Raw genomic sequence first — 24,720 nt, 5'->3', positions numbered from 1 at the left:
GACATAATTTCGTTAAATTAGTTTTGTATCTGCTGATAATAAACCTTCTTTCTTAAACGATTGTCCTATGATCAGATATGTTTATCAGTTGAGAGATTTCCGTAGTTGGCTCAGAGGCTTTGGCAAGATATTGAAGCTTCCAGTCATAGCCGGAAAGATACAGATCCCCCGCTCCATGGGTGAAGGGTATATTATGGCTGCCAACATCAATTCCGATATATCCTACGTCATCATGAACTTCTCGCTTAATGACGACCTTGTCTTCCTGCGTAAAAAATCTTCCTTATACGGGCTAAGCCTTTTCTTTAACCAGGTCACCGTCAGCGATTTTTTTGTGATCCGCGAACCGCACAATTCCGTCACGGATAAAAGCCCCAACCAAAGCAATATCTTTTTGTCTTCCACCAATTACGACCTGGAAGTGACTTATTCCAGGAATTCCCGCCTGAAACGCGTAGGCATCTTCTTCAGCCCCTCTTTCGTCGGCAGAGCCATAAAAAAAGATATCCTGCTGGACCTATTGGTATATGCAGACAATCGTCTGCGCAATATCAACAAGGAGCCCATCACTTTCGAATACAGACAATTGCTGGAAGATATTTTCACCGCCGACTTTCAATCGCCCGTCACCCATCTCCTCCTGCAGAACAGGGTGCTCATGCTCGCCGAAAAATTCCTGCACACTTTCCTTACCAAGGCGCCGCTGCTGAAAGAGACCGGCGGGCTCAAACAAAAAGATAAAGAAAAAGACCTGGAAGCCCTGAAAGACGTGGAACGCATCCTCAGCAATAATAAACTGGACAAATTTCCTTCCATCGACATGCTGTCGAAGACCGCGATGATGAGCTCAACCAAACTAAAGACCAAGTTCAAACAGATATACGGAATGAAACTATATGAGTTTTATAACCGTAACCGACTGGAAAAAGCCAAGGAAATGTTGCAAACAGGCAAGTACAGCGTGAAACAGGTAGGATTGAACATCGGTTTTTCAAATTTGAGCAATTTTGCAAAGGCATTCAAAAAAGAGTTCGGTATCCTTCCCAAAGAGATCCTGAAAGGTCGGTGACAATACTCTGATACGGTGACATAAGATTTTGTTAAATAGCGTATACAGCTATTATTGCGCTCATTGCAGGTATTTCTTGCCCCTGATTTGTCGTAATTTTGCCCTCTTGCCGTATAATAGCACTCCTCTTACCCTATCCATTCAAACCACGACAGCTGCCTGAATTTTAATTTTTTCACGAGACTTACCTCGAAAAATAGTGAACATGGTAATGCATTCATTCAAGCTGGAAAATTATGAACAATGGTTGGAAGAATTTGCAGCCCTGCTGCACGTTCCTGTTAAAGACCATCTGTTAGTTTTGCCCTCTCACATAGGAGAAGGAACGATCATGGCCCACACTATGAGCCCTCAGCTTTCCTATGCCGTTATGAATTTCAAGCTGAGATCCGACCTGGAACTTTACCGGGAATCGGATGGCGCCAAAGGATTCTCCCTTTCCTTTAACCAGGTGGAAGTAAACAAAGAGGTCCGGTTGAATGGCGACCAGGCCATCATGGCAGATAAAGGGACACTTCGCAATGATATCTTCCTTTCAGATACACGCGATCCCCTGCATTTGAGGATACCGGCCGGCAGCCAGATCAAAAGATTGGTGATCTTTGCCACACACGACCTGGCTTCCCGCTATCTGTCTGCCGAACTGTTGGAAAAGCTCGAAACCTTTGCAAGAGCCAACAGCCTTTCCGAAAACCCCTATTTTGTCAACCTCCCTCACCGGGAAACGTTGAAAGAGTTGTTCGAAATGAAGGAAAATGATCCGTTAAGCCAGATACGCCGTCTGTCACGCATCATCCACCTGGTGGAGAAATTCCTGACCTCTTTCCTGCGCCAGGAGCAGGCCAGCCTTCCCAGGGCCATCAAAAAGAACGACCTGGAAAGCATGCAGCACATCGAACAAATCCTCAGCAGCAAGCTGGAAGGTTTCCCTTCCCTGGAGTCGCTGGCTCATGAAGTGTTCATGAGCACCAGCAAACTGAAGAATCTTTTCAAACAACTGTACGGTCATACCCTGTATGATTATTACAATAAGAACAGATTACAACGCGCAAAAGAAATGCTGATCACCGGGCAATGCAGCATCAAGCAGGCCGGCAGCGAGATCGGCTTTTCCAATCTCAGTCATTTTGCCAAGGCGTTCAAAAAGGAATTCGGCATCCTGCCGAGGGACCTCGTAAAGCACAAGTAGATGTTCATGTACAAGGCCCGCCATCCGGCGGGCTTTTTTTATGAGATTTTTTTATGAGAGACTTACATCAGATCCTGCAATCGACCGTAGAGCGCCGTAAACAGACCATAGCCCTTTTGATACGCCGCATGCCGCCCCTCGTCCGGCACATACCTATCCCGCACATGTATCAACCCTGACGCCTTATCCAGATCGGGAATAATGCCCCTGGCATAAAATCCCATGATGCAGGCGCCAATGGCGGAAGCATCCGCCCCATTCGTCGTAAAGACCTCCTTGCCAAAGACATCAGCCACTATTTGCAACCAGGTACGGCTGTGCGTAAACCCGCCGCTGGCGTGGATATGCTTCATCGGACCAATGGTCTCTTCCAGTGAAGTCCCCACCTGGTAAAGGCTGTAGGTGATGCCCTCCAGCACTGCACGCATAAAATGACGCTGTTCATGGCTTGAACGGATACCAAAGAACAGCGCGCTTGCATTCGCATTCCAGATAGGCGCCCGCTCGCCCAACAAATAGGGAAGAAAGATCAGACCGTCAGATCCGGGCGCGACATTCCCGGCTCCCGATGTAAGCTCCTGTACACTCCGGCCTCCTCCGAAATTTCCGGCATACCATTGCACGGCGCCGCCTCCATTGTTGATCGCGCCGCCGGAGACATACAGCTGATCAGTGAGTATATACTGGAATATCCTTTCCACCGGATCGTATTTCGGACCGCTGGTGCTCATACGAAGGGCGCCGCTGGTGCCGATGGTCAGTGCCGTTTCGCCCGGCTGCACCGCGTTGCTGCCCAGGTTGGCAAGACAGCCGTCACTTCCCCCGATAATGAACGGCAGCCCCCCAGGTAATCCAGGCAGATGAAGATCAACTGACAGCGCTGATTCCTGGTGTACGGCAGGCACAGGCTCCGACAGCATCTCCTCCCGGATGCCAGCCAGTTCAAGGGATTCCCGGTACCAGGTGAAATGATTTATGTCGAACAAGCCGGTGGCGGAGGCAATGGAGTAGTCCACCTGGTATTTACCGAACAATCGCCACCAGATGTACTCTTTGATTGAAATGAATTTTGCCGCCCGCCTGAAGATCTCCGGCCGTTGCTGCTTCAGCCATAACAGCTTGCATAAAGGGGACATAGGTGCTATAGGCGTTCCCGTCTGCCGGTAGATCCGCCGGCCGGCTTCACTGGCTTTCAGCACATCGGCGAAAGGTTTGCTGCGCAGGTCCGCCCAGGTGATGGCGCGGGTCAGAAGCTCCCCCCGGCTATCGACGGCTATGAGACTATGCATGGCGCAACTGAAGCTGACCCCCGCCAATCCCGTCCTGCCATCCGTTTGTACAAGCGCTTCCTTCAGCACCGTAAGTACCGCTTCCAGCAGTTGTAAAGGATCGAGCTCATGAGCGCCGTCGGCATCGGTAAAAGCAGGATATGAATGAACGGCATTGGCTACAACTTCTCCCCCATCTGTGAATGCTACAGCTTTAGTATTGGTCGTGCCGATATCTACACCGATGATGAAAGACATATGATCAGATCATCTCTTTCAGCTTTTCAACCAAATAATCCACTTCGTCCTTGGTATTATGCTTGCTGAAGGAAAATCTTACGGTGACCTGGTTGGGATTGTTGTTGATCGCCCTTATCACATGCGATCCCTGTTCCGCCCCGCTGGTGCAGGCGCTTCCCCCGCTGGCGCAAATATGATTGATGTCCAGGTTGAATAGCAGCATTTCAGACTTCTCCGTTTTTGGGAACGACACGCTGAGCACGGTATAAAGGCTTCGTCCAAGGGCATCCCCGTTGAAAGCAATGCCTTTCACGTTCTTTTTCAGCTGTTCCATCATATACACCTTAATGCCCTTGATGTAGGCGCCCTCTTCCTCGAAACCAGCCGTAGCCAGCTCCAGCGCCCTTGCAAAACCTACGATGCCATACAAGTTTTCCGTTCCGGCACGCATGTTTCGTTCCTGGCTGCCGCCATGTATAAAAGGGTTGATCTTGACATTCTCATTTATATACAACAGTCCCACCCCCTTCGGGCCATGGAACTTATGACCTGCCCCCGTGACGAAATGAACGGGAGTATTCCGCAGGTCGAAAGGGAAATGTCCCACCGTCTGGACGGTGTCGGAATGAAAATAGGCGCCATACAGCTTGCATAGCTCTCCCACCGCATGAATGTCCAGCATATTGCCGATCTCGTTATTGGCATGCATCAGCGACACAATGGTCTTTTCGGCACTGCCTGCCAGCTTATGCTTCAGGTCCTCCAGATCGATATGCCCATCGGGAAGGAGCTCCACATAACTGACAGAAGCCTCGCCCGTCTTATGGAGATGCTCCACCGTATGCAGGGTGGCATGATGTTCCAGAGGCGAAGTAATGATGTGGGTGCATCCCAGGTCCCGTACAGCCGCCGAAATCGCAGTATTGGAGCTTTCCGTGCCGCCGGAAGTAAAGAAGATCTCAGCCGGATGCGCGTTGAGTATCTTCGCCACCGACTTGCGTGCATTTTCTATGGCCAGCCTGGACTCGCGCCCATAGGAATAGATGGAGGAAGGATTACCGAACTTTTCTGTCAGATAGGGCATCATAGACTCCAACACCTTGGGATCCAAGGGTGTCGTCGCCGCATTGTCGAAATAAATTCTTTCCATAGCGGGCGTAAAGATACAATATTCTTCAGGTCTGAACTATGTCGGCTGGATGACACTTTTGAGCGGCAAGTAACGCCTATTTAAATCCTGACTTGTAGCTGACAGCTTGCAGCATGTAGCCGGAATTTATATAGCTCCTCTTTGCTATATAAATTCCTTAATGTCCTTCATGAGCCGCGAAGCGATATTATTGGCCGTTGTTTCGAAATTGCTTTCGGCATAGATCCGGATGATGGGCTCGGTATTAGACGTGCGAAGATGTACCCAATCGTTGTCGAACTCGATCTTCAGCCCATCGTCCGTATTGACGGGGTGATTTTTGTATTTTTTTTTGATCTTGTCGAAAATGGCTGACACATCGATGCCCTTTTGCAGCTCTATCTTATTCTTGGAAATGAAATAATCCGGGTAGCGGGTCCGGAAAGAACGCAATCCATTCTTATGATAAGACAGGGCGCTGAGAAAAAGTCCGATGCCGATCAGCGCATCACGGCCATAATGCAGGTCCGGTACGATGATGCCTCCATTGCCTTCGCCCCCTATGACGGCATCCACGGCTTTCATGGTATTGACCACATTTACTTCTCCCACTGCCGATGGATAATACTGCCCTCCGTGCTTCAGGGTGATCTCCTTTAAAGCTTTGGTGCTGCTCATGTTGCTCACCGTATTTCCAGGCTTTTTTCCCAATACATAATCCGCAACGGCCACCAGGGTGTATTCCTCTCCGAACATGCTGCCATCCTCGCATACAAAGCAAAGCCGGTCTACATCCGGGTCCACGGCGATCCCCAGGTCCGCTTTCGATTTTTGCACGGCGGCGCTCAGGCCGGCAAGATTTTCCGGCAAAGGTTCCGGATTATGGGCAAAGCGGCCATTGATCTCCTCGTTCAACAGGACGACCTCCTTTACTCCAAGCGCCTTCAGCAGTGGCGGCAGGAACAGCGCCCCCGTGGAATTGATGACATCCACTACCACCTTGTATTGTTTTTGCTGAATGCTTTTGACATCGACCAAAGGATGCCGGACAATGGCGTCGATGTGTTTCTGAAGCCAGGAAGTATCGATGGCATATGCACCCAGCCTGTCGACAGTAGAAAAATTAAAATCGTCCTTTTTTGCCTTTTCCAGGACGGCTGCCCCCTCCTCGGCACTGATGAACTCTCCTGCACTGTTCAGCAGCTTCAGCGCATTCCATTCCTTTGGATTGTGACTGGCGGTAATAATGATGCCGCCTGCCGCCCGCTCCCCCACCACCGCCAGCTCGACTGTCGGAGTGGTGGACAGCCCCAGGTCAAGCACATCCATGCCCAATCCCCGCAAAGTGCTGACCACCAGTTGGCTGACCATTTCCCCGCTTATACGTCCGTCACGGCCAATAATGATCTTCTTCCCTTTGTTAAGTGTGAGGATCCGGCTACCGAATGCTGCGGCAAATTTGACGATGTCCAGGGGAGACAAACTATCGCCTGGCTTGCCTCCGATCGTTCCTCTGATGCCGGAAATGCTCTTGATCAATGCCACAATCAGTATATTTAAGAATGTAGGTAAAAGTACGTTTTTGACAGGGGGAAAGACTACTACTTTGTGGGTATTCTCAATGGACCACAGGTTTTACAATTCCGCAAGTAAAATGCCAGAAACGCCTGGAAATACTATTTTTTATTCCTTAATATCATATATTTCGCCGTTTGATAGATGCCTTCTGTCAATTGCCGCAGCTCTTTTTTCCGGGGACCGTTGAGCACCGAGTCCGGAACAGGGTCGTTATTCACCGTAGAAACCATTTCCTCCTTGCCTGTTTTTAGCTGCAGCCGGTAAAAATACCCATTATGCACCACGCCGATGGATTCCTGGTCGGGGTTAAATATGAAGGACAAGGCTTTCCCTTCATAGCGGGCGCTATCCAACAGATCGCGTCCCAGGGTAGTGTTCAAATAGGAGATATGGCAAAGGCCTGCAAGCGTCGGCAATACATCCAGTTGGGAGCAATCTTTCGTAATCCGCCGGGGGGCAAGGAGCTTCGGGGAATACACCAGCAGCGGGACATGCTCTGCGGTAAGCCAGAGGTCCGTCCATGCCCTGGGAAACATCGTTCCCGCATCGCCGGGAATGCCATGGTCTCCCACAAACAGAAAGATCGTATTGTCAAAATACTTTTCTTTGGCAGCCGCCTCTATAAAAGTACGGAAGCTGAAATCCGTGTAACGAAAAGCATTCATTTCATCGTTTGTCGCAAATCCGCATTTCTGCAATGAATCCTGCGATACGGTGATGGAGTGGAATGCCGCCCTGTCCTCAGCCGGGATAGTATAGGGACGGTGGTTGTCCGCCGTCTGAATGACGGCGAAGAATGGCTTCTCTCTTTGCTTCAACACATTATTGGCTTCCAGGAAAAGGTTCTTATCGCTGATGCCCCAGACGTCCACTTTCGGCGCTTTGAAATTTTCCTGTTCATATATCTTCAGTCCTTTTATATTGTTGGTGAGCATTCCCTGGATATTCGCCCAACTCGTGCTGCCGCCCAGGAAATACATTTTATCGTAGCCTGAAAAGTCGTTGATGATCGTATGTTGGTCGACGGCGGAAGGGTTACGGCTGGAAGTGGAAGTAGATATTGCCACGTCGGGAATGCCCGTGATGGTGGCCCACACGCCGCGGGCCGTGCCATAGCTGGGCGTAAAGCAATGATCAAAGAATATACCCCGCTGACACATGCTGTTGAAGAAGGGGGTCGTGTTCAGGGGATTGCCCCACATGGAACTCTTATAGCCGCTGAATGATTCACAGATCACCACCACCACATTGGGAGGGGTGGCCGGTCCACCCGGCCTGGCAGGCATGACCCTGCGAACGGCAAAAGCCAGCGGATCGGTGCCGGCAGGCGCTGCGGTGAAATCGTTGAACCCAAAGAAAGGAGCCAGTTGGGGCAACGCTTTCTTCACCTTAGCCTCGTCAAAGGAAGCATGCCGGAATTTCAGCCCGCTGAAGAAGGACTGAAAGGGATTGAGAGAGATATTCGCCTTGTAATCGTTGCCCAGGCTGAATGCATCGCTCCACCGGAGTGGGAATTGACCGATCCTGCCGAAAATAGCAAGGCCCAGCAAAAGGAAGATAATGATGAACCAGGTGACGCGGACGGAAGTCTTCAGGACAGGGTCCTCCTGCCGGCGGATCCTGTTGTAGACGTATTTGGCACCCTTCACCACCAGCCAGGTACCCGCCAGCAGCAGCAGCAGGATCCGGATCACGGGATAAGTCTGCCATATCATGCCGGCGGAGATGCGGGTGTCTGCCAGGTAGTTCAATACACTGGCATTCAGCCTTTGTGAAAGATAGCTGTAATGGGCAAAATCCACCGAATAGAAGAATATGACCAGGAAACCAGCCAGCCCCATCAGGAAAATGGCCCATTTCCGGCCCGCCGGACGCCTGAAAGGTTGTAAAAATGGAAAACTTCCCGTAATGAGCAGGAGGACGCAAAGGATACCCACATAACGCAGGTCAAAACGCACCCCCAGCCCAAAGGCTGGCAGGAGATCCGAAAAAGAATGGCCCTGTTTGTTAAAAGAAATGAAGAGAAAAAGACGCAACAAGCTCATGATCAATAAAAAAATAATCCCCATCGCAAAAATCAAACGGATCAATTTTGGTATCTTTATTCCTGCCTTTGTTCCCATGACTTTCCGGAGTTATCTTTTTATTAAATGGGCGTAAAATTAGGGCAATTATTCAGGAAACCATGATTTTACTTGACAGTAACAGTCATCCGGGCTTCATACAAAAGATCGTACAGGCGGATCATTGGCTTTTCACAAAAATAAACCAGGACTGGGCAGGCCATGCCGGTGACCTTGTCTTTCCTTTCCTGCGGGAAATGGAATTCTGGATGCCCATCTATCTTTTTCTCCTGGTGTTCATTATCCTCAATTTCGGCGCAAAAGGCTGGCGGTGGGCGTTGATGTTCGTTCTGACGGTGGCCATCGGGGACCAGGTCAGCAGCAACCTGGTAAAAAGCTTCATTTTCCGGCTACGCCCCTGTCATAATCCCGAATTGGCTGACAATATACGTATCCTGGTCCATTACTGCCCGCAGAGCTCCAGCTTCACATCTTCCCATGCCTGCAATCATTTTGCAATGGCATGGTTCATTTTTCTCACCTTGCGGCACACAGGCCGGTGGTGGGGGGCGGTATTCATCTGGGCTGCTTTAGTCGCTTATGCACAGGTGTATGTAGGGGTGCATTTTCCGGTGGACGTGACGGCAGGCGCTTTGCTGGGCAGCCTGATAGGAATCATCACCAGCCGTCTGTTCCGGTGGCAATCCGGTCCCCTCAATTTACAACCCTATAATCATCAACATGCTTGAGATATTTATCCTGTTTTTCCTGATCATATTGAACGGATTGTTCGTCATGGCGGAGATCGCGCTGGTGTCAGCGCGAAAAAGCCGGCTGGAACAACTGGCGGACAAGGGAGACGACAAAGCCAAAGCCGCACTCAGACTGGCGGAAAACCCCGAACTCTTCTTATCCACCGCTCAGATCGGGATTACGCTTGTCGCCGTCCTCGTAGGCTTCTACTCGGGGGAAAAATTTTCCGCCGACCTCCAGCCCTACCTGGAAAAGATCTCCTATCTCCGGCCCTATGCAGCCAATATCTCCACTGCGCTTATCCTTATCTCCGTTACGCTGCTGTCCATCATATTTGGAGAGCTGATCCCCAAACGCATCGGGCTCCTGCGGGCAGAGCAGATCGCCCGGCTCGTAGCCAGGCCCGTAAGGATACTGTCTCTTGTCACGCATCCTATCGTATGGCTGCTGAATACATCCAGCAATCTTTTTTTCAGGTTTTTCCCCATTACCCCTTCCCGGGACAGCGCAGTGACAGAAGACGAGATCAAGGCCATTATCCATGAAGGTACCGAACAAGGCACCATTGAAGAAGCGGAACAGGAGATCATCGAACGTGTCTTCCACCTGGGCGATAGGAATATCACCTCCCTCATGACTCACCGCAGCGATATCATTTGGTTCGACCTGAATGAAAATGAAGAGACCATCAAGGAAAAGATCATCAAAGAACCCCATTCCGTCTACCCCATCTGTGACGGAGCCATTGATAATATCAAAGGTGTCGTGTCGATCAAGGACCTCTACGTGACGGATGATTCTGTCCTGTTCAAGGACATCATGACCCCGGCCCTTTTCATCCCTGAGAATAATTCCGCATATGTAGTACTGGAAAAATTCAAGCAGTCCAGGATCCACTGCTGCTTCATCGTGGATGAATATGGCAGCCTGCAGGGGCTCATTACATTGAACGACATCCTGGAAGCCATCATTGGAGACATCGCTCAGCCCGATATCCCGGATTATGAGATCACCGCACGGGAAGACGGCAGCTTCCTGGTGGATGCCCAGATACCTTTCTACGACTTCCTCACCCGCTTCCACAAGACTACATGGATGAATGAAGGAGACCATGAGTTTGATACGTTGGCAGGATTTATACTCAACCAGTTGGAGCGCATACCCACCATCGGCGAAAAGCTGGAATGGAGAGGGTTTACCTTCGAGGTCGTGGATATGGATGCCCAACGCATCGACAAAGTGCTCGTGAACCTTTCCGAGGAGCTTAAAAGCGAGGTAAAAGAGGAAGAGGAGAACTAGAATTCAAAAACAGCCGCAGCAGCCGGATAATCCAGGCGGGTGCTCTTCTTTACACCTCCTGCGGAAGCATGCATAATATTGATCTCCTGGTTGAAATTGTCATACAACAGACTATTGCTGACGTCTATCCTCTTGACGGTGGGAATATCATTCACCTGAAAATAGCTCCAGGTGCCGTCAGCTTCCTTCTCGCTGCCAACGAAGTGCAGGACAGCTGCGCGCCCGTCTAACTTCAACAGTAAGTGCCGCTGTATATAGTCGGCGATCAGCTTGTCCGTGGCGGCCTTGTTCTTCACGTCCGATAGGTCCACCTTCGCATGCGCCTGTTTTTCCAGGACAGCCTCGAAATCGTTGGTGAACATCTTGCAGCTGATCTCCAGGGTCTTGTCCTTAGGATTGTGATTGATCTCGGTGACGGTGATATACAGGGGGTGTGTTAAGAATATCAACCATTTAAATAGGGATGCAGCCATTTAAAAAGTAAATTTTTATGGTACAAAAGTCTGGATAATTTTGATTGCCGGATGAATGAATTTAATATATATTTTGGGATAGGTACACACCACATCCTCGCTTGGGAAGCCATGGACCATATCCTCTTCGTAGGTGCGCTGTGCCTGCGGTACCAGCTAAGGGATTGGCGAAGGGTAGTGGTATTGGTGACAGCTTTTACCGTCGGTCATTCCATCACCCTTGCCCTCAGCGCCACCGGCTCCGTGCATTTTGCCACCCGCTGGATCGAATTCCTTATTCCCATCACCATCGTCGTCACGGCCATTAACAACCTGCTCCAGGGTCGTGGACAGATGGAGCATCCGGCCAGGCTGCCCCTGATCTATTTTTTCGCCCTTTTCTTCGGGCTGATCCACGGTCTTGCCTTCGGCAGCACTTTGCTCAGCCTGGAAGGCAGAGCAGGACTGGTCTTGCATCTGCTGGCTTTCAACCTGGGTATCGAGGCGGCCCAGCTGCTGTTGGTCGCTCTTTTCCTGCTGATTTCCTTTATTTTCGTGCAACTTTTGAAGATCCGGCGGATCTGGTGGGTGCGCATCGCGTCCGTAGTAGTGCTGGCATGGAGCCTCCAGATGGCCTGGTCGCGCTGGCCTGAATAATTCGAGTAAAAACCAAAAATAAACACACATCATGAGAAATGAACTGCTATTGTTCCTGGGTCTCGCCGCCACCGGCGCCGCCATGGCCCAGAACAATCCTGCTTCCAATCACGGTAATAAGTTCGAAGCCCTGGGCACCATGCTGCCCACGCCGAATGAATACCGCACCGCCAGCGGCGCTCCCGGTCCAAAATACTGGCAGCAACGGGCTGACTATGACATCAAGGCCACGCTGGATGAGGACAAACAATGGCTCACCGGTTCGGAAACGATCACTTACTTCAACAACTCTCCCGATGAGCTGACCTACCTATGGCTCCAACTGGATGAGAACGAGCACAGCGCCAAAAACAACGCCAATTACCAGGACGGCAGTACCATGCCGAACATGATCAGCGACCAGATGGTGGATCGTACCGTCAGGATGAAGCAGAGCAATGACTTCGGGGACAATATCGTGAAGATCACCGACGCGCTGGGCGCGTCCCTCAAATACATGATCAATAAGACCATGATGCGGGTGGAGCTTCCGGCAACATTAAAGCCCGGCCAGAAGTTCATCTTTAAGATCGATTGGAACTACCATATATCGGATCGCATGAAGTACGGCGGCCGGGGCGGCTTCGAATATTTTCCCGAAGATGGCAACTACCTCTTCACCATGGCCCAATGGTATCCCCGTCTTTGCGTATACAGCGACTTCCAGGGATGGCAGAACAACCAGTTCACCGGCCGTGGTGAATTCGCACTGACCTTCGGCAACTTCAAAGTGCAGATGACGGTGCCCGCCGATCATGTCATCGGCGCCACAGGCGAATGTCAGAACTACCAGCAGGTGCTCACGCCGGCGCAATTCACCCGGTGGCAGCAGGCGCAGACTGCCAAAGAACCCATAGAGATCGTTACGCTGGCTGAAGCCAAGGCTTCCGAGGTCAAAAAGAACAAGCAGATGAAAACCTGGATCTTCAAGGCCGACAACGTACGGGACTTCGCCTGGGGCTCCTCCAGAAGATTCGTGATGGACGCAATGCCCGCCTACGTGGAAGGGAAAAAAGTGATGTGCATGAGCTATTATGGCAAAGAGGCCTACCCCATCTATCGTCGCTTCTCCACCAAGGCCGTAGCCCACACCATCAAGACCTATTCTCATTTTACCATCCCTTTCCCCTATCCTGTGGCCCAGAGCGTGGAAGCATCCAACGGTATGGAATACCCAATGATCTGTTTCAACTATGGCAGGGCTGAAAAGGACGGCACCTACAGCGAAGCCACCAAATATGGCATGCTGGGCGTGGTCATCCATGAAGTAGGTCACAACTTCTTCCCCATGATCATCAATAGCGACGAGCGTCAGTGGTCCTGGATGGATGAAGGGCTCAACTCATTCGTGGAGTATCTGACGGAAGAACTATGGGACAATAAGTTCCCTGTCCGCGGCAAGGGCCCGGCTTGGGCTATCGTGGATTACATGAAGCTGCCGAAAGATCAGCTGGAACCCATTATGACGAATTCCGAGAACATCGTCCAATTCGGCCCCAACGCCTATACCAAACCCGCGACCGGTCTTAATATGCTCCGTGAGACGATCATGGGCCGGGAATTATTCGATTATGCATTCAAGGAATATGCACGCCGCTGGGCCTTCAAACATCCTACGCCCGCCGACCTGTTCAGGACCATGAATGATGCCAGCGCAGAAAACCTCGACTGGTTCTGGCGCGGATGGTTCTATGGCATCGACGCCGTGGATATTTCCATCGATAGCGTCAAACATTTCACACCCGACCTCGCCCATCCGGTGGCCAAAGTGGATACTACCATCATGAAAAGCATCGATAAGCCCATGCCGGATGGTAAATTCCCCCAGGATGTCTCCAAAGAAAAAAACCGCAACGATAAGAACATCAAATTCGCGGTGGATGCAGACACATCCCTGCATGACTTCTATTGGAAATATTCCCGCGGCCTGATCCCCTACGACACGACAAAATATCCACAGCATATCGTACAGTACGATCAGCCCCTGGACGATTCCGCGAAAACCCTGCTGAGCTCGAAACAATTCTATGAGTTACAATTCAGCAACAAGGGCGGCCTGGTGATGCCCATCATCCTGGAATGGACCTATAAGGATGGCACCAAGGAGGTCGAACGCATTCCCGCCCAGGTATGGCGCAAGAATGAAAGTCACCTGACCAAGCTGTTCATCAAGGACAAGGAAGTGGAGAGCGTTAAATTGGATCCCAACCGCGAGACGGCCGACATAGACGAAAGCAATAATAGCTGGCCTGCCGTGAAGACGGAAAGCAAGTTCCAGGTATATAAAGCGAAGCAGCAGTTGCTTCGAAGCATCCCACAGACGAATAATCCGATGCAGCAGACGCAGAAGGATAAAAAAGCATTCTAAGAAAAAGGCCCCGCGAGGGGCCTTTTTCTTTAACTTGCAGGTAGAGCCTGTAATTATATTTTACCCCGGCTATTTTTTTTCGGCCATCGCGATCCGTAGAACAGAGATAGAGAAAGGTTGTAAAGTGAGCTTGCCCGCGTCGCCTTGTCCTGACGGAGCAAAAAAGTCAGAGAGCGTGCTTTCATGCGGTATATACTGAACAGGCTGGGCAAAGGAATTCTCCGCTTCCCCGGAAGGCGCGCTGAGCGTCGTCACCTTCACGGAGCCGGCCGGCTTAGGAAAGTCATTCAATAATAATGTGGCCTCACAAGGAACGGCAGATGCATTGACCACTTTGACGATGACGTCGCCATTCCTTTTATCCCGGCCCGACAGCGCAAACAAAGTAGGAGGTTGCTTGTAAGACATGATCAGCGTGTCATCCAGGTAGCAATCCACTTTATCCATGCCCATTTCCAGCCGGATGTCATACCAGCGGTCTTTTTCGATAGGCCTGGCCAGCCTTTTCTGCGAGGTCACATCCGAAACATCGAAACCATTGGTGACACGCTCGAAAACACAGTTGACATTCACATAGCTGCCGATATGCGCCCGTAGAAAAGTATTGCTATCCTTTACTGCGAAGGGAATGACGAAGGCATTGTACCCGTCCAGCTTCCGCGCTTTCAGTGTAAGCGTATACGCGCTGAAGGACTTGTCCTTCAGGAGCGCCAGGCGCTGCGGCCCATCGGCCGTCTCGGCCAGGCCGCTGTCAGCTCCCACTTCCCATTTTCCTCTCAGCAGCTGCCATTCCTCCGGATGATGTATAAAGTCACTTTGATAGACGGTCTTCCCATCCTGGACGACCTTTACATCTTTGTACTCGGTGTGCGTATCCCAGGTGGCCAGGCCAATGCCGCCCTCGAACGGTGGCGTTTGCACGGCCGGCGGCATCACCCGCACTTCTGTAGAAAGATTGACATCCGCACGGTGATCATTCATCATTTTAATAACATAGTAGGATATCCGGGCAAAGCTGCCGCCCGCATCGAAATTGATAAGGTTCACCGGCCAGTCCACATCATTGACATTCACCAGCAATGGTGCATAGCTGCTCATCTTCACCAGGTCTGCATTCTTCTCCATGCTCATGATATACACCGCGTCGCTGAGCGAGGCTGTCATATTGCCCCTGCCCACTCCGCCATTCGTGGCATATTCCCCTACATACATATTCCAGCCGCCACGGGGATAGCGGTCGAAATGATCATAATGCGTCATTGCCCACCAGGCCGCTTTGTATGCATGCTCGTCTGCCAGTTCCACATGTTGCATGCTGTCTAATGTATGCTTGTTGACATCGCCGATACCCATGCTGGCAATGATCTGTACGGAAGGATATTTCTCGTGGATGGCATCGTAGAACCAATTATAACGTATGGCATAGCGGGAGCCCGATTGCTCATTGCCCACCTCCACATATTTCAGGGGAAAAGGCGCAGGATGCCCATTGGCCGCCCGTACCCTACCCCACTTGCTGCTGACAGGCCCGATGGCATATTCGATGGCGTCCAATGCATGCTGTATCGTAGGCCCGAGACTATCGTCCGGAATAAAAGTACCGCTCCTGAAATCACAGGAAACCCCCACATTGAACACATACAGGGCCGCCGCATGAATATCCTCGCAAAATTGCAGGTATTCGTGATATCCGAACCCATCGCTCGTCCAATATCCCCAGGGACTGTAAGTACCGGGTCTTCCTTCGACGGGACCTATGGTTTTCTCCCAGTCAGGCGCACTTTGAATGTCGATGCCTTCTACAAAACATCCTCCCGGCCACCTGATAAATGCCGGCTTCAGATCCGCAATATATTGCGCAAGGTCCCTCCGCAGGCCGTTTGTCCGGCGAAGAAAGGTGGCCTCGGGAAAAAGAGATACAAAGTCCAGCCACAGTGTGCCCGCACCGCCAAAGGTCAGTACGAATTTCGCCTTGGGATCGCTTTTCCGGGCCGTCAGGGTGCAGCTGTACTTATGCCATCCCTCGTCCTTCAATACCGTAAAGGTATTTCCCGCCAGTACCCCGCCGTCGGCTGACTGTAGCGATACAGTCAGTGGCCCCTTGTACATTCCCGCAGTCCTTACATAAAAACTAAGATGGTACTTCTCTCCCTCGACGGTATTGATACCCCAGAACCCTTCATTCAGCAGATCGGCTTTGCCTTTGGGATCATGCTTGCGTATTTTCACCTTTAATGAATGTGGCGTAGCGGTATTCAACGGCCGCTCTGTGTCAAGCGAAAGCTGCATCTCCGTGCTTCCTGCCGACCGCATCGACCAGGCCGGCCATTCGCTCTTCAGCGGCCACTCCATTTTCCAGTCGCTGACCCCATTGTTGGGGATCGAGAAATGCGGGGTCCTTTCAGGAACGATGTACGTCCCCTCCTGGTGTGTTCCGGGAGGTAGGCGCACTTCCTCGAACCCTCTGTTCTGGATCAGCTCCGCATATAAGCCTCCCTCTCCCGCATGGCTGATCTCCTCGAAGAATATCCCATGCAACGTAGGTGATACAGCTGCGCCGGGTTTTGCTCCATCGATGGTGATCACGGCCTTGTCCGGAACTTGCTGCGGCCGCGCGGCCAGCGCGCAGGCGATCAATGGAAATATAAAAAGTATACGCATCATTTTACGATCCATTCATGAATGCCGGAAGCAAAATCCCCCGGTAGCCGCACTTCCAATCGCAACGCCCTGGTGGTCACAGGCTGGAACTGTACTGTATTATACCTGTCTTTTACAGTCTCGTACGGCGTAGTGTTCTGCACTGGCACCCACTCACCGTCTTTCTTATACAGCAGCCGCCAGGATGCGGGGATCCTGCAGCCCCCCCAGGGGCCATCGTCAAACCAGTACACATTGGATGAAGAGATAGTATAGGTTGTGTCAAAATCATATTGCACCCACTCGGTGGTATTCTTCTTCGGCCACCAATGCAAATAACTCGCGCTGTTGTCCCTGGAGTCCGCAGGATCATACTGGTCATTCAGCGCTTTCAACATCAGCCTGCCTTGTACGGATGAGGAGACGGCGCTTTTACTGGCGATGGTAGGAGCAGGCTTAGGCAGGGCTGCAGAAGATTTATAGGGGATCCACACTTCCATCTCGCCCGGCCCCCGGTTGTTCCAGGAATAATAAGGAATGGCTTTCACGGTTTCTCTCTTCGTGATGATCTCTTCGCTGCCTTCCTGCCGCGCCGAGGTATTGCCTTCGGCCGTCAGCTGAACGATGCCTCCCAGCTTATCGGCAGTATAACCGCTGCTGACGTCCGCCGATCTGTCCACGACAATACTTTGTACCGTGCTGTCCTGCTGATCCTTCCCTTCCAGGCAATACACGATGGGGCCGCGTTGCAGGGCAAACCTGTTCCTATCGGCTTTTACGCTGTCACTCGCCAGTACTTTCCGTACATCCATCGGCAGATCGATCACTACCTTATCCCCTTTTTTCCAGGTACGGTCTAATACCGCATACCCTTTGTCCATCCGGTAACTGATCTTATTGCCATTGATGCTGATGGGAATAGCCGCCCCCTGATTGGAAGCAAACTTGTACAGACCGCCCGGGATAGGCTGATCCTGCGCCCAGCCTGGAATGCGTATATGCAATATGACCCGGCCGCTCCGGCCAGGGTCGATGCCTATCTCGATCCTGCCCTCCCAGGGATAAGCGGTCTTCTGCGTAAGGACCACCTTTCCCGAAGCCAGCGCAATCTCCGCCCTGTTGCTCATGAACAGATTTACAAATAGATCGTCCCCATTCTGCGCATAGACATATCCCGGCACCGAAGGCAGGAAACGTGCGACGTTGGAGATACAGCAGGCACAGCTGAACCAGGCGCTGCGCTGATGCTGTCCGAGCGAAGCCAATGGGTTGGGGTAGAAAAACCGGGTTCCCGTCAACGATACTCCCGACAAAAGACCATTGTACAAGGTCCTCTCCAGCACGTCCACATATTTTGCATCGCCATGGAGAAGGTACATCCGGCTGTTCCAGTAAACATTGGCGATGGCCGCGCATGTCTCCGCATAAGCAGACATATTGGGCAGGTCATACGCGTCGCCGAAAGCTTCTCCGTTGCCCGTGGCGCCAATACCGCCGGTGATATACAATTTCGAATAAACCACATCACGCCAGATATCGTCGATGGCATCCAGGTATTTTTTGTCTCCTGTCAATGCGGCCACATCGGCCATCCCGGTGTACATATATGCCGCACGCACTGCGTGCCCCTCCGCCTCATGCTGGTCTACCACTTTCTTATTCGCCTGGTTATAAGCGTCGCCGCCCGGTCCGCGTACATCCAGGAAGAACTTCGCAAGATCCAGGTATTTTTTTTGCCCCGTCACCCTGTACAGCTTCACCAACCCGATCTCCACGATCTGATGGCCGGGATATACCTGTACCTTACCATAGCCGAAGTCCTTCACCAGCAGGTCGGCATTTTTGAGAGCGATGTTCAACAACGTCTTTTTTCCCGTTGCCTGGTAATGAGCGACGGCGGATTCGTACAAATGTCCTGCATTGTACAATTCATGACTGAGGTCTTCTTCTTTTTCCCAACGCTTCGCCCCGATCCATTCATGAGGATGCTCCGGATGGGAAGTTCTGAAAGTATACAGGTAGCCATCCGGCTCCTGCGCCGCGGCAATAATGCCGATGAGCGTGTCCAGCTGCGCCGAGAGCTGCGCATCAGGGCTTGCTTGCAGGCTGTAGGAAGCGCCTTCTATGACTTTATACAGGTCCGTGTCGTCAAATGGAAAATCGGTGAGCTTGCCGGGCTTTTTCTTTCCTGCCGCCATCAGGAAATTATCGATCCTGCCGGTCTCCCGGCATTTATTCAGCACATAGGGGATGGTCATACGGGCATTCACCTGCAACTTGGGCTCCCAGAAATTGTCGGAGAGATGCACCCTTGTGAAAGCTACGGGCTGGATGGGATAATCCTGGGCATTCGCAGCGAGGGGTAAGAAAAAGAAGGCCAGTTCAGTCAATGGCCGGAGAATACTTTTTACCATTTGATAAAAGTATTGGAAAGAATAAATGTCAGGTTTACGGTTTTTAATAAACTATAGGCCGAAATTAACCTGTAGACTTTATTGGTTAGAAAGTGCTGCCGTCCTGCACTTTTACTTTTTTCTTTCCAATTTTCTTCTCGAACTCGAGGACTTCCTTGGGCTTGGTAGCCGTCTTTGAAGCCTTGGCATCCGCAGTGGCTTGCGTGGATTTGGCGGTCTCGTGTTTGCCTAACGTATAAGTTTCTGTACGCTGGACCATGCCGGTGGAGGGATCATAAAATTTCCAGGTGCCGTCCTTGATGGCTACGCCCTCGTTCTTTACGATCACCGTCTTGTATTTGTCCAGGTGGTCGATATCCTCTATAGTGAGTGTGTCATATGCCTTATTCGGGTTGAGGGCCCTCCAGCTCTCTTCCCGCAGCAGTGTACCATTGATGCCGAAATACTGGCACACGCCGTCCTTATTGCCCCATTTGTAGAACTCCACCCCTATCAGGTCGCCCTGCAGGCTATACAGCCTCCAGGTACCCTCTTTACGCCCATCCTTATATAGGCCTTCTTCTTCATAGCCCGGCTCGCCCCGCAGCTCGTCAATGTGGTTGACCCATTTGCCCTGCTTCTTATCCTGGTTATCTGTGCAATTAATGGTATCCCCCTTGGGGCTGATGGTAAAATCCTTGCATTGGGCATAGCCCTTTCCTGGATGTATCTGTAAGATAATCAGTGAGAAAAGAAAGAATGTCCACCGCATAACCATTGTTTTTACGGGACAGCAACCGTCCCTGCCTTAAAAAAGAACGAAAATCGTTCCAATTTATGATCCAACCCTTAACTTTCCGGTATGAACAACTTCCTTATACTGACTTGCCTGCTGATGGGTAGCATGATAACATTCGGTCAACAACCCCAGGGCCAGAAGCTTACCCCGGAGCAGGAGGCCAAGGTCATTGGCCAAATGCAGGCCGAAGCCAAAAAATTCACCATCCCCCAGCTGAAAACGGCCCTGGAACAGTCCCCCAATCCATTGCTGTATGCCAAACAGATCCTTCAAAAGAAGTTCAGGATCGATACGGTCGTAGTCACCAGGACCAGGGGCTTTAGCAGCCTTGCTGATAGCCTTGCCTACACCGGCAAGGAAAAAAAGGTATATGGCCCCTATGGGGACAAAGGCAATAAGTTCCTCGTGCAGCTGCTTACCAAGGCGCCTAATCAATTCTATCACATCAGCCAGATATTCATTGATACCTCCGTTTTCCGCTATCGCATCGCGGATTCGCTGGGCAACACCATTCTTCGCAAACTAAAGGACAGCAGCGCCAGCTTCGAGCAGCTGGCAAAGACCTATTCGATGGGAGGAGAAGGAGGTGGCGACCTGGGATGGATCGCAAGGGGAGTGATGGTGCCGCAGATCGAGCATGAGGTCATCGCCCACAAGAAAGGAGAGGTTTTCCGGGTATGGAGCGCCAATGGGCTTCATATCATCCGGAAGACGGACAATCCCAGGCAGGATACAGGGTTTGCGCTAATGATGAGAGTATGGCTATGACAACCCTGGCTCAAAGCTCGAAGCGCACAGCTCGTCGCTATAAAAAGTACCTCACAGCCAGCTCATAACCCCGTAAACCCAACCCCACAATAGTCCCCCTGGCCTTCGCCGAAACATGCGACAGCTGCCTGAACGCTTCCCTCGCATGGACATTGCTGATATGCACCTCTATCACAGGCGTGGTGATAGCCGCTATGGCATCCCCAATCGCCACCGACGTATGCGTATATCCGCCGGGGTTGATGATAATGCCGTCATAGGAGAACCCCACCTTCTGCAGCTGGTCTATAAGCTCCCCTTCTATATTGCTTTGAAAATAGCTGAACTCCACGGCAGGAAATAGCTTTCGCAGCTCTTCAAAATACTGTTCGAAGGTCTTGCTGCCGTACACGTCCGGTTCCCGGGTACCGAGGAGATTGAGGTTGGGACCGTTGATGATGGCTATGTTCATTATTTGTGCTTTTTGATCAGCTCGATAAAGTCGTCGAAGAGATAGCGGCTGTCATGGGGGCCGGGAGTAGCTTCCGGGTGGTATTGAACGGAAAAGGCTGGCCTGTCCTTCAGGCGGATGCCTTCGATGGATTCATCGTTGAGGTTGACGTGGGTGATCTCGATATTGGACGCTTTCCGCACGGCAGCCGGATCTACGCCAAAACCGTGGTTCTGGGTGGTGATCTCGCATCTGCCGGTGACGAGGTTCTTCACGGGGTGATTGAGCCCCCTGTGCCCATGGTGCATCTTGAACGTAGGGATATCGTTGGCGAGGGCCAGCAGCTGATGCCCTAAGCAAATACCGAACAGGGGTTTCTTATCTTTCAGGATCTCCTTGACAGTGGGGATGGCATAGTCCATGGGAGCCGGGTCGCCGGGGCCATTGGAAAGAAAATAACCATGCGGGTGGAAGGCACGGACCTTTTCCAAAGACGTCCTGGCAGGAAACACTTTCACAAATGCGCCCCTTTCCACCATACATTGGAGGATATGCTGTTTAACGCCATAGTCCATCACCGCTATGCGGATATCGGCCCCGGGATCACCCAGTTCATATTCGGTCTCTGTGCTGACGGCGGAGGCCAGTTCCAACCCATCCATGGAAGGGGTTTGGGCAAGCATCGCTTTCAGCTGATCGATATCCGTTATTTCGGAGGAGATGATGCAATTCATGGCGCCTTTCACTCGGACATGAGCCACCAGGGCACGGGTATCTACACCTTCGATGCAAACGATATTGTTTGCCTTGAGATATTCGTCCAGTGATCCCTTGGCTTGTATGCGGGAAAATTGCTCTTCCAGATTACGTCCGATAAGCCCTTTGATCTTAACGCCATCGGACTCGATATCGCCGTCCTTTACCCCGTAATTACCGATGTGCACACTGTTCATGATCAGCACCTGCCCATAGTAGCTGGGGTCTGTGAACACTTCCTGGTAGCCTGTCATACCTGTATTGAAGCAGATCTCGCCGGAGGTAGTGCCTCTCTTGCCGAATGCTTTGCCATAATGAACGGAACCATCTTCGAGTAACAGGATAGCCATGTTGTACAAAATTTTGCAAAACTACATAAAAAAGGCCGTCTGAGACGGCCTTTTTTATGTAAAGAATTAAACAATTTATTCAGCTGCTTTTTTCTCTTTCTTTTCTTTTTTGGGAGCTTCAGCCGGAGCTGCTTCAGCAGCGCCTTCGGTTGCTTCCCCGGCTTCAGCCTTCGGAGCGCCTTTCTTGCGGCTGCCACCTGCGCGGCGGGTCTTCTTGGCGGCGGTAGTATCTTTTGCTTCGCCTTTACCCTTACCGTAAATATCGTTGAAGTCCACCAGCTCGATCAGCGCGGTTTCTGCGTTGTCCCCTACACGGGCGCCCAGCTTGATGATGCGGGTATAACCACCGGGACGGCCGGCCACTTTTTCAGCAATGTTCCCGAACAATTCCACGATAGCTTCCTTATCCTGCAGATAGCTGAATACGACCCGGCGTTGATGGGTGGTGTTTTCCTTCGCTTTGGTGATCAGAGGCTCGACGAACTTCCTCAATGATTTGGCCTTGGCGAGAGTGGTAACGATCCTCTTATGAGCGATCAGCTGGATGGCGAGGTTGTTCAGCAGCGCTTTGCGGTGCGAGGCAGTCCTGCCCAGATTGTTGATTTTGTCTCCGTGACGCATGACTTATTGTTTTAAACCTTATACCGTGTCAGGAATTATAAGGCTGTATTAAAAATGTGCCGGGGATCCGCTTTTGAAAAAATTAGCGCATCCCCGGCAATTGCGCTAATGCCTGTCCTTCGGACAATCCGCCCTTGGCGGCTAAAAAGAAACCGGCTCACTCCTTGAGGGAGAAGCCGGCTATTGTTTCAAAAATTATTCATCATCCACTTTCAGCTTGCCCAGGTCCATACCGAAGTGCAAACCTCTTTCGCCGAGCACCTGCTCGATCTCAGCCAGGGATTTCTGGCCGAAATTGCGGAACTTCATCAGGTCTTCCTGCTCGTAGGTCACCAGCTCGCTAAGGCTGTTGATCTTGGCCGCTTTCAGACAGTTGAAGGCACGTACGGAAAGATCGAGATCTTCCAGGGGTGTCTTCAGGATCTTGCGCAGCTGCAGCGTCTGTTCGTCTACCAGGTCTTCCTTCTTCTCTTCCTTGTTGTCGAAAGTGATGTTCTCGTCCGTGATGATCATCAAATGCTGGATCAGGATGCGGGAAGCTTGTTTAACGGCTTCTTCCGGATGGATGGTACCATCGGTGGATACTTCCATGATCAGCTTTTCAAAGTCGGTGCGTTGTTCTACGCGGGTGTTCTCGATGGAGTACTTCACGTTCTTGATGGGCGTGAAGATAGCGTCCGTCGGAATATAACCGAAGGGAGCATCTTTAGGTTTGTTGTCTTCTGCAGGGACATAGCCACGGCCCTTGCCGATGGTGATCTCGATGTCCAGCTTGGCAGAAGAATCCAGGGTACAGATAAGCAGACCCGGGTTCATCACCTCGAAGCTGGGAGTAGCTTCTCCCAGAGTGCCGGCGGTGAATTCGGTTCTGTTCTTCAGGCTCAGAGTGATCTTTTCCTGGCTAACTTCGTGTTCAACTTTCTTTTTGAACCGAACTTGCTTCAGGTTGAGGATGATCTCTACCACGTCTTCCGTCACACCCTTCAGCGTGGCGAATTCGTGGTCGGCTCCTTCGATCTTCACCCCTACGATCGCGTAACCTTCGAGAGAGCTCAGTAATACCCTGCGCAAGGCATTACCAATGGTGACACCATAGCCCGGCTCTAAAGGACGGAATTCGAATTGAGCTTCAAAATCAGTCGCTTTTTGAAGAATGATTTTGTCTGGTTTCTGGAAATTTAAAATGGCCATATTTAAATTTACGATTTACGTTTAACGATTACTTGGAATACAATTCAACAATCAACTGCTCCTTAATGTTCTCCGGCACGCTTTCCCTTTCAGGATAAGCGATGAAAGTGCCTTTGAACTCAGCTTCTGTCCAGTCCAGCCAATTGAATTTTGCATTCTTGCCACGGATCTGGCTGGTAATGCCGGTGTTACCCTGAGTGGTACCCTTGATGCCGATGACATCGCCGGGTCTCAGCTGGAAAGAAGGGACGTTGACGATCTCGCCATTGACAGTGATATGCTTGTGCGTCACCAGCTGACGGGCGGCCGGCCGGGAAGGAGCTACACCAAGACGGTATACCGTGTTGTCCAGGCGTGCTTCCAGCAGCTTGATCAGGTTCTCACCCGTAACGCCTTTGCGACGGACAGCTTCGTCGAATGTTTTGCGGAACTGGCGCTCCAATACGCCGTACGTGTATTTAGCCTTTTGCTTTTCCTTCAGCTGCAATGCGTATTCTCCTGGAGCCTTACGCTTCTTGGTAGCACCATGCTGACCGGGAGGATTGCTGTTCTTCGTTAAATACTTTCCATTGCCTAAGATGGGCTCGCCGAAAATGCGGCAGATTCTGGTCTTTGGACCTCTGTAACGTGCCATAATTTAATTGTTAGATTTTTAAGTTCCCAGGTAA

Annotated in this window: 20 protein-coding genes; 7 read left to right on the top strand and 13 right to left on the bottom strand. The window is 51.2% G+C overall.

The window, feature by feature from the left end; translation table 11 throughout:
• Positions 1–67 precede the first annotated feature (67 nt).
• Together Q4E93_RS17790 and Q4E93_RS17785 are read left to right on the top strand one after the other, a co-directional pair.
• Positions 68–1,069 (top strand): helix-turn-helix transcriptional regulator, encoded by a 1,002-nt coding sequence (locus Q4E93_RS17790; protein ID WP_303587475.1) that lies wholly within the window; start codon positions 68–70, stop codon positions 1,067–1,069.
• Positions 1,070–1,274: 205 nt separating this feature from the next.
• Positions 1,275–2,258 carry a helix-turn-helix transcriptional regulator gene (locus tag Q4E93_RS17785; protein WP_303587474.1) on the top strand — a complete coding sequence of 328 codons (984 nt, stop codon included), beginning with the start codon at positions 1,275–1,277 and terminating at the stop codon, positions 2,256–2,258.
• A gap of 62 nt (positions 2,259–2,320) precedes the next feature.
• On the opposite strand, the gene Q4E93_RS17780 is transcribed toward Q4E93_RS17785, so the two are convergent.
• From Q4E93_RS17780 to Q4E93_RS17765, 4 genes are all read right to left on the bottom strand, one after another.
• Positions 2,321–3,784, bottom strand: coding sequence for a gluconokinase (locus Q4E93_RS17780; RefSeq protein WP_303587472.1), 1,464 nt, complete (start codon positions 3,782–3,784; stop codon positions 2,321–2,323).
• A gap of 4 nt (positions 3,785–3,788) precedes the next feature.
• Positions 3,789–4,916, bottom strand: coding sequence for a cysteine desulfurase family protein (locus Q4E93_RS17775; RefSeq protein ID WP_303587471.1), 1,128 nt, complete (start codon positions 4,914–4,916; stop codon positions 3,789–3,791).
• Between the two features lie 144 nt (positions 4,917–5,060).
• Positions 5,061–6,440 carry a phosphoglucosamine mutase gene (gene glmM, locus Q4E93_RS17770; protein WP_303587470.1) on the bottom strand — a complete coding sequence of 460 codons (1,380 nt, stop codon included), beginning with the start codon at positions 6,438–6,440 and terminating at the stop codon, positions 5,061–5,063.
• 131 nt (positions 6,441–6,571) lie between these two features.
• Complete coding sequence (locus Q4E93_RS17765; RefSeq protein WP_303587469.1) at positions 6,572–8,518, bottom strand: LTA synthase family protein; 1,947 nt, start codon at positions 8,516–8,518, stop codon at positions 6,572–6,574.
• A gap of 140 nt (positions 8,519–8,658) precedes the next feature.
• Here Q4E93_RS17765 and Q4E93_RS17760 point away from each other — a divergent pair, with 140 nt between their 5' ends.
• Positions 8,659–9,285 (top strand): phosphatase PAP2 family protein, encoded by a 627-nt coding sequence (locus tag Q4E93_RS17760; RefSeq protein ID WP_303587467.1) that lies wholly within the window; start codon positions 8,659–8,661, stop codon positions 9,283–9,285.
• Entirely contained in the window at positions 9,278–10,588 is a 1,311-nt protein-coding gene (locus Q4E93_RS17755; protein WP_303587465.1) for a hemolysin family protein, read from the top strand. Before Q4E93_RS17760 ends, Q4E93_RS17755 begins: the two co-directional genes overlap by 8 nt.
• Here Q4E93_RS17755 and Q4E93_RS17750 read toward each other — a convergent pair.
• The gene (locus Q4E93_RS17750) at positions 10,585–11,061 is read right to left on the bottom strand and encodes a DUF6702 family protein (protein ID WP_303587464.1); all 477 of its coding nucleotides are present in this window, start codon (positions 11,059–11,061) and stop codon (positions 10,585–10,587) included. The genes Q4E93_RS17755 and Q4E93_RS17750 overlap by 4 nt on opposite strands.
• Positions 11,062–11,112: 51 nt before the next feature.
• Here Q4E93_RS17750 and Q4E93_RS17745 point away from each other — a divergent pair, with 51 nt between their 5' ends.
• Positions 11,113–11,697: a HupE/UreJ family protein gene (locus Q4E93_RS17745; RefSeq protein WP_303587463.1), complete on the top strand. Its 585-nt coding sequence runs from the start codon at positions 11,113–11,115 to the stop codon at positions 11,695–11,697.
• Between the two features lie 31 nt (positions 11,698–11,728).
• Positions 11,729–14,104 (top strand): M1 family metallopeptidase, encoded by a 2,376-nt coding sequence (locus Q4E93_RS17740; protein WP_303587461.1) that lies wholly within the window; start codon positions 11,729–11,731, stop codon positions 14,102–14,104.
• A 69-nt stretch (positions 14,105–14,173) separates the two neighbouring features.
• On the opposite strand, the gene Q4E93_RS17735 is transcribed toward Q4E93_RS17740, so the two are convergent.
• The 3 genes from Q4E93_RS17735 to Q4E93_RS17725 all read right to left on the bottom strand — a co-directional run bounded on the left by Q4E93_RS17735 (position 14,174) and on the right by Q4E93_RS17725 (position 19,909).
• Positions 14,174–16,768, bottom strand: a complete 2,595-nt coding sequence (locus Q4E93_RS17735) for an alpha-L-arabinofuranosidase C-terminal domain-containing protein (protein WP_303587459.1) — start codon at positions 16,766–16,768, stop codon at positions 14,174–14,176.
• Entirely contained in the window at positions 16,765–19,158 is a 2,394-nt protein-coding gene (locus tag Q4E93_RS17730; protein ID WP_303587458.1) for a beta-L-arabinofuranosidase domain-containing protein, read from the bottom strand. Before Q4E93_RS17730 ends, Q4E93_RS17735 begins: the two co-directional genes overlap by 4 nt.
• An 85-nt stretch (positions 19,159–19,243) precedes the next feature.
• Positions 19,244–19,909 (bottom strand): toxin-antitoxin system YwqK family antitoxin, encoded by a 666-nt coding sequence (locus Q4E93_RS17725; RefSeq protein WP_303587457.1) that lies wholly within the window; start codon positions 19,907–19,909, stop codon positions 19,244–19,246.
• Positions 19,910–19,999: 90 nt separating this feature from the next.
• On the opposite strand from Q4E93_RS17725, the gene Q4E93_RS17720 reads away from it, so the two are divergent.
• Positions 20,000–20,704: a peptidylprolyl isomerase gene (locus tag Q4E93_RS17720; protein ID WP_303587456.1), complete on the top strand. Its 705-nt coding sequence runs from the start codon at positions 20,000–20,002 to the stop codon at positions 20,702–20,704.
• 37 nt (positions 20,705–20,741) lie between these two features.
• Here the strand turns inward: Q4E93_RS17720 and aroQ are convergent, their stop codons facing one another.
• The 5 genes from aroQ to rpsD all read right to left on the bottom strand — a co-directional run bounded on the left by aroQ (position 20,742) and on the right by rpsD (position 24,686).
• Positions 20,742–21,155, bottom strand: coding sequence for a type II 3-dehydroquinate dehydratase (gene aroQ / locus Q4E93_RS17715; protein WP_303587455.1), 414 nt, complete (start codon positions 21,153–21,155; stop codon positions 20,742–20,744).
• A complete protein-coding gene (gene carA, locus Q4E93_RS17710; RefSeq protein WP_303587454.1) occupies positions 21,155–22,240 on the bottom strand; it encodes a glutamine-hydrolyzing carbamoyl-phosphate synthase small subunit in 1,086 nt (361 codons plus the stop codon). The genes aroQ and carA overlap by 1 nt, the downstream gene beginning before the upstream one ends.
• A 75-nt stretch (positions 22,241–22,315) precedes the next feature.
• Positions 22,316–22,861, bottom strand: coding sequence for a 50S ribosomal protein L17 (gene rplQ / locus Q4E93_RS17705; protein WP_303587453.1), 546 nt, complete (start codon positions 22,859–22,861; stop codon positions 22,316–22,318).
• 195 nt (positions 22,862–23,056) lie between these two features.
• Positions 23,057–24,052: a DNA-directed RNA polymerase subunit alpha gene (locus tag Q4E93_RS17700; RefSeq protein ID WP_303587452.1), complete on the bottom strand. Its 996-nt coding sequence runs from the start codon at positions 24,050–24,052 to the stop codon at positions 23,057–23,059.
• 28 nt (positions 24,053–24,080) lie between these two features.
• On the bottom strand, positions 24,081–24,686 hold the full coding sequence (rpsD, locus tag Q4E93_RS17695) for a 30S ribosomal protein S4 (protein ID WP_303587451.1): 606 nt from the start codon (positions 24,684–24,686) through the stop codon (positions 24,081–24,083).
• Between the last annotated feature and the right edge of the window lie 34 nt (positions 24,687–24,720).

The organism is Flavitalea plasmicola (genome assembly GCF_030546645.1).
Lineage (GTDB): Bacteria > Bacteroidota > Bacteroidia > Chitinophagales > Chitinophagaceae > Puia.
The sequence above is the reverse complement of the archived record's forward strand: the minus strand, read 5'-3'. Positions and strand labels throughout refer to the sequence as shown.

Bases quoted from the DNA above. Each gene is read 5' to 3' on its own strand.
- Q4E93_RS17790 (WP_303587475.1), top strand. From the start codon at position 68: ATGATCAGATATGTTTATCAGTTGAGAGATTTCCGTAGTTGGCTCAGA.
- Q4E93_RS17785 (WP_303587474.1), top strand. From the start codon at position 1,275: ATGGTAATGCATTCATTCAAGCTGGAAAATTATGAACAATGGTTGGAA.
- Q4E93_RS17780 (WP_303587472.1), bottom strand. From the start codon at position 3,784: ATGTCTTTCATCATCGGTGTAGATATCGGCACGACCAATACTAAAGCT.
- Q4E93_RS17775 (WP_303587471.1), bottom strand. From the start codon at position 4,916: ATGGAAAGAATTTATTTCGACAATGCGGCGACGACACCCTTGGATCCC.
- Q4E93_RS17765 (WP_303587469.1), bottom strand. From the start codon at position 8,518: ATGAGCTTGTTGCGTCTTTTTCTCTTCATTTCTTTTAACAAACAGGGC.
- Q4E93_RS17760 (WP_303587467.1), top strand. From the start codon at position 8,659: ATGATTTTACTTGACAGTAACAGTCATCCGGGCTTCATACAAAAGATC.
- Q4E93_RS17755 (WP_303587465.1), top strand. From the start codon at position 9,278: ATGCTTGAGATATTTATCCTGTTTTTCCTGATCATATTGAACGGATTG.
- Q4E93_RS17750 (WP_303587464.1), bottom strand. From the start codon at position 11,061: ATGGCTGCATCCCTATTTAAATGGTTGATATTCTTAACACACCCCCTG.
- Q4E93_RS17745 (WP_303587463.1), top strand. From the start codon at position 11,113: ATGAATGAATTTAATATATATTTTGGGATAGGTACACACCACATCCTC.
- Q4E93_RS17740 (WP_303587461.1), top strand. From the start codon at position 11,729: ATGAGAAATGAACTGCTATTGTTCCTGGGTCTCGCCGCCACCGGCGCC.
- Q4E93_RS17735 (WP_303587459.1), bottom strand. From the start codon at position 16,768: ATGATGCGTATACTTTTTATATTTCCATTGATCGCCTGCGCGCTGGCC.
- Q4E93_RS17730 (WP_303587458.1), bottom strand. From the start codon at position 19,158: ATGGTAAAAAGTATTCTCCGGCCATTGACTGAACTGGCCTTCTTTTTC.
- Q4E93_RS17725 (WP_303587457.1), bottom strand. From the start codon at position 19,909: ATGCGGTGGACATTCTTTCTTTTCTCACTGATTATCTTACAGATACAT.
- Q4E93_RS17720 (WP_303587456.1), top strand. From the start codon at position 20,000: ATGAACAACTTCCTTATACTGACTTGCCTGCTGATGGGTAGCATGATA.
- aroQ (WP_303587455.1), bottom strand. From the start codon at position 21,155: ATGAACATAGCCATCATCAACGGTCCCAACCTCAATCTCCTCGGTACC.
- carA (WP_303587454.1), bottom strand. From the start codon at position 22,240: ATGGCTATCCTGTTACTCGAAGATGGTTCCGTTCATTATGGCAAAGCA.
- rplQ (WP_303587453.1), bottom strand. From the start codon at position 22,861: ATGCGTCACGGAGACAAAATCAACAATCTGGGCAGGACTGCCTCGCAC.
- Q4E93_RS17700 (WP_303587452.1), bottom strand. From the start codon at position 24,052: ATGGCCATTTTAAATTTCCAGAAACCAGACAAAATCATTCTTCAAAAA.
- rpsD (WP_303587451.1), bottom strand. From the start codon at position 24,686: ATGGCACGTTACAGAGGTCCAAAGACCAGAATCTGCCGCATTTTCGGC.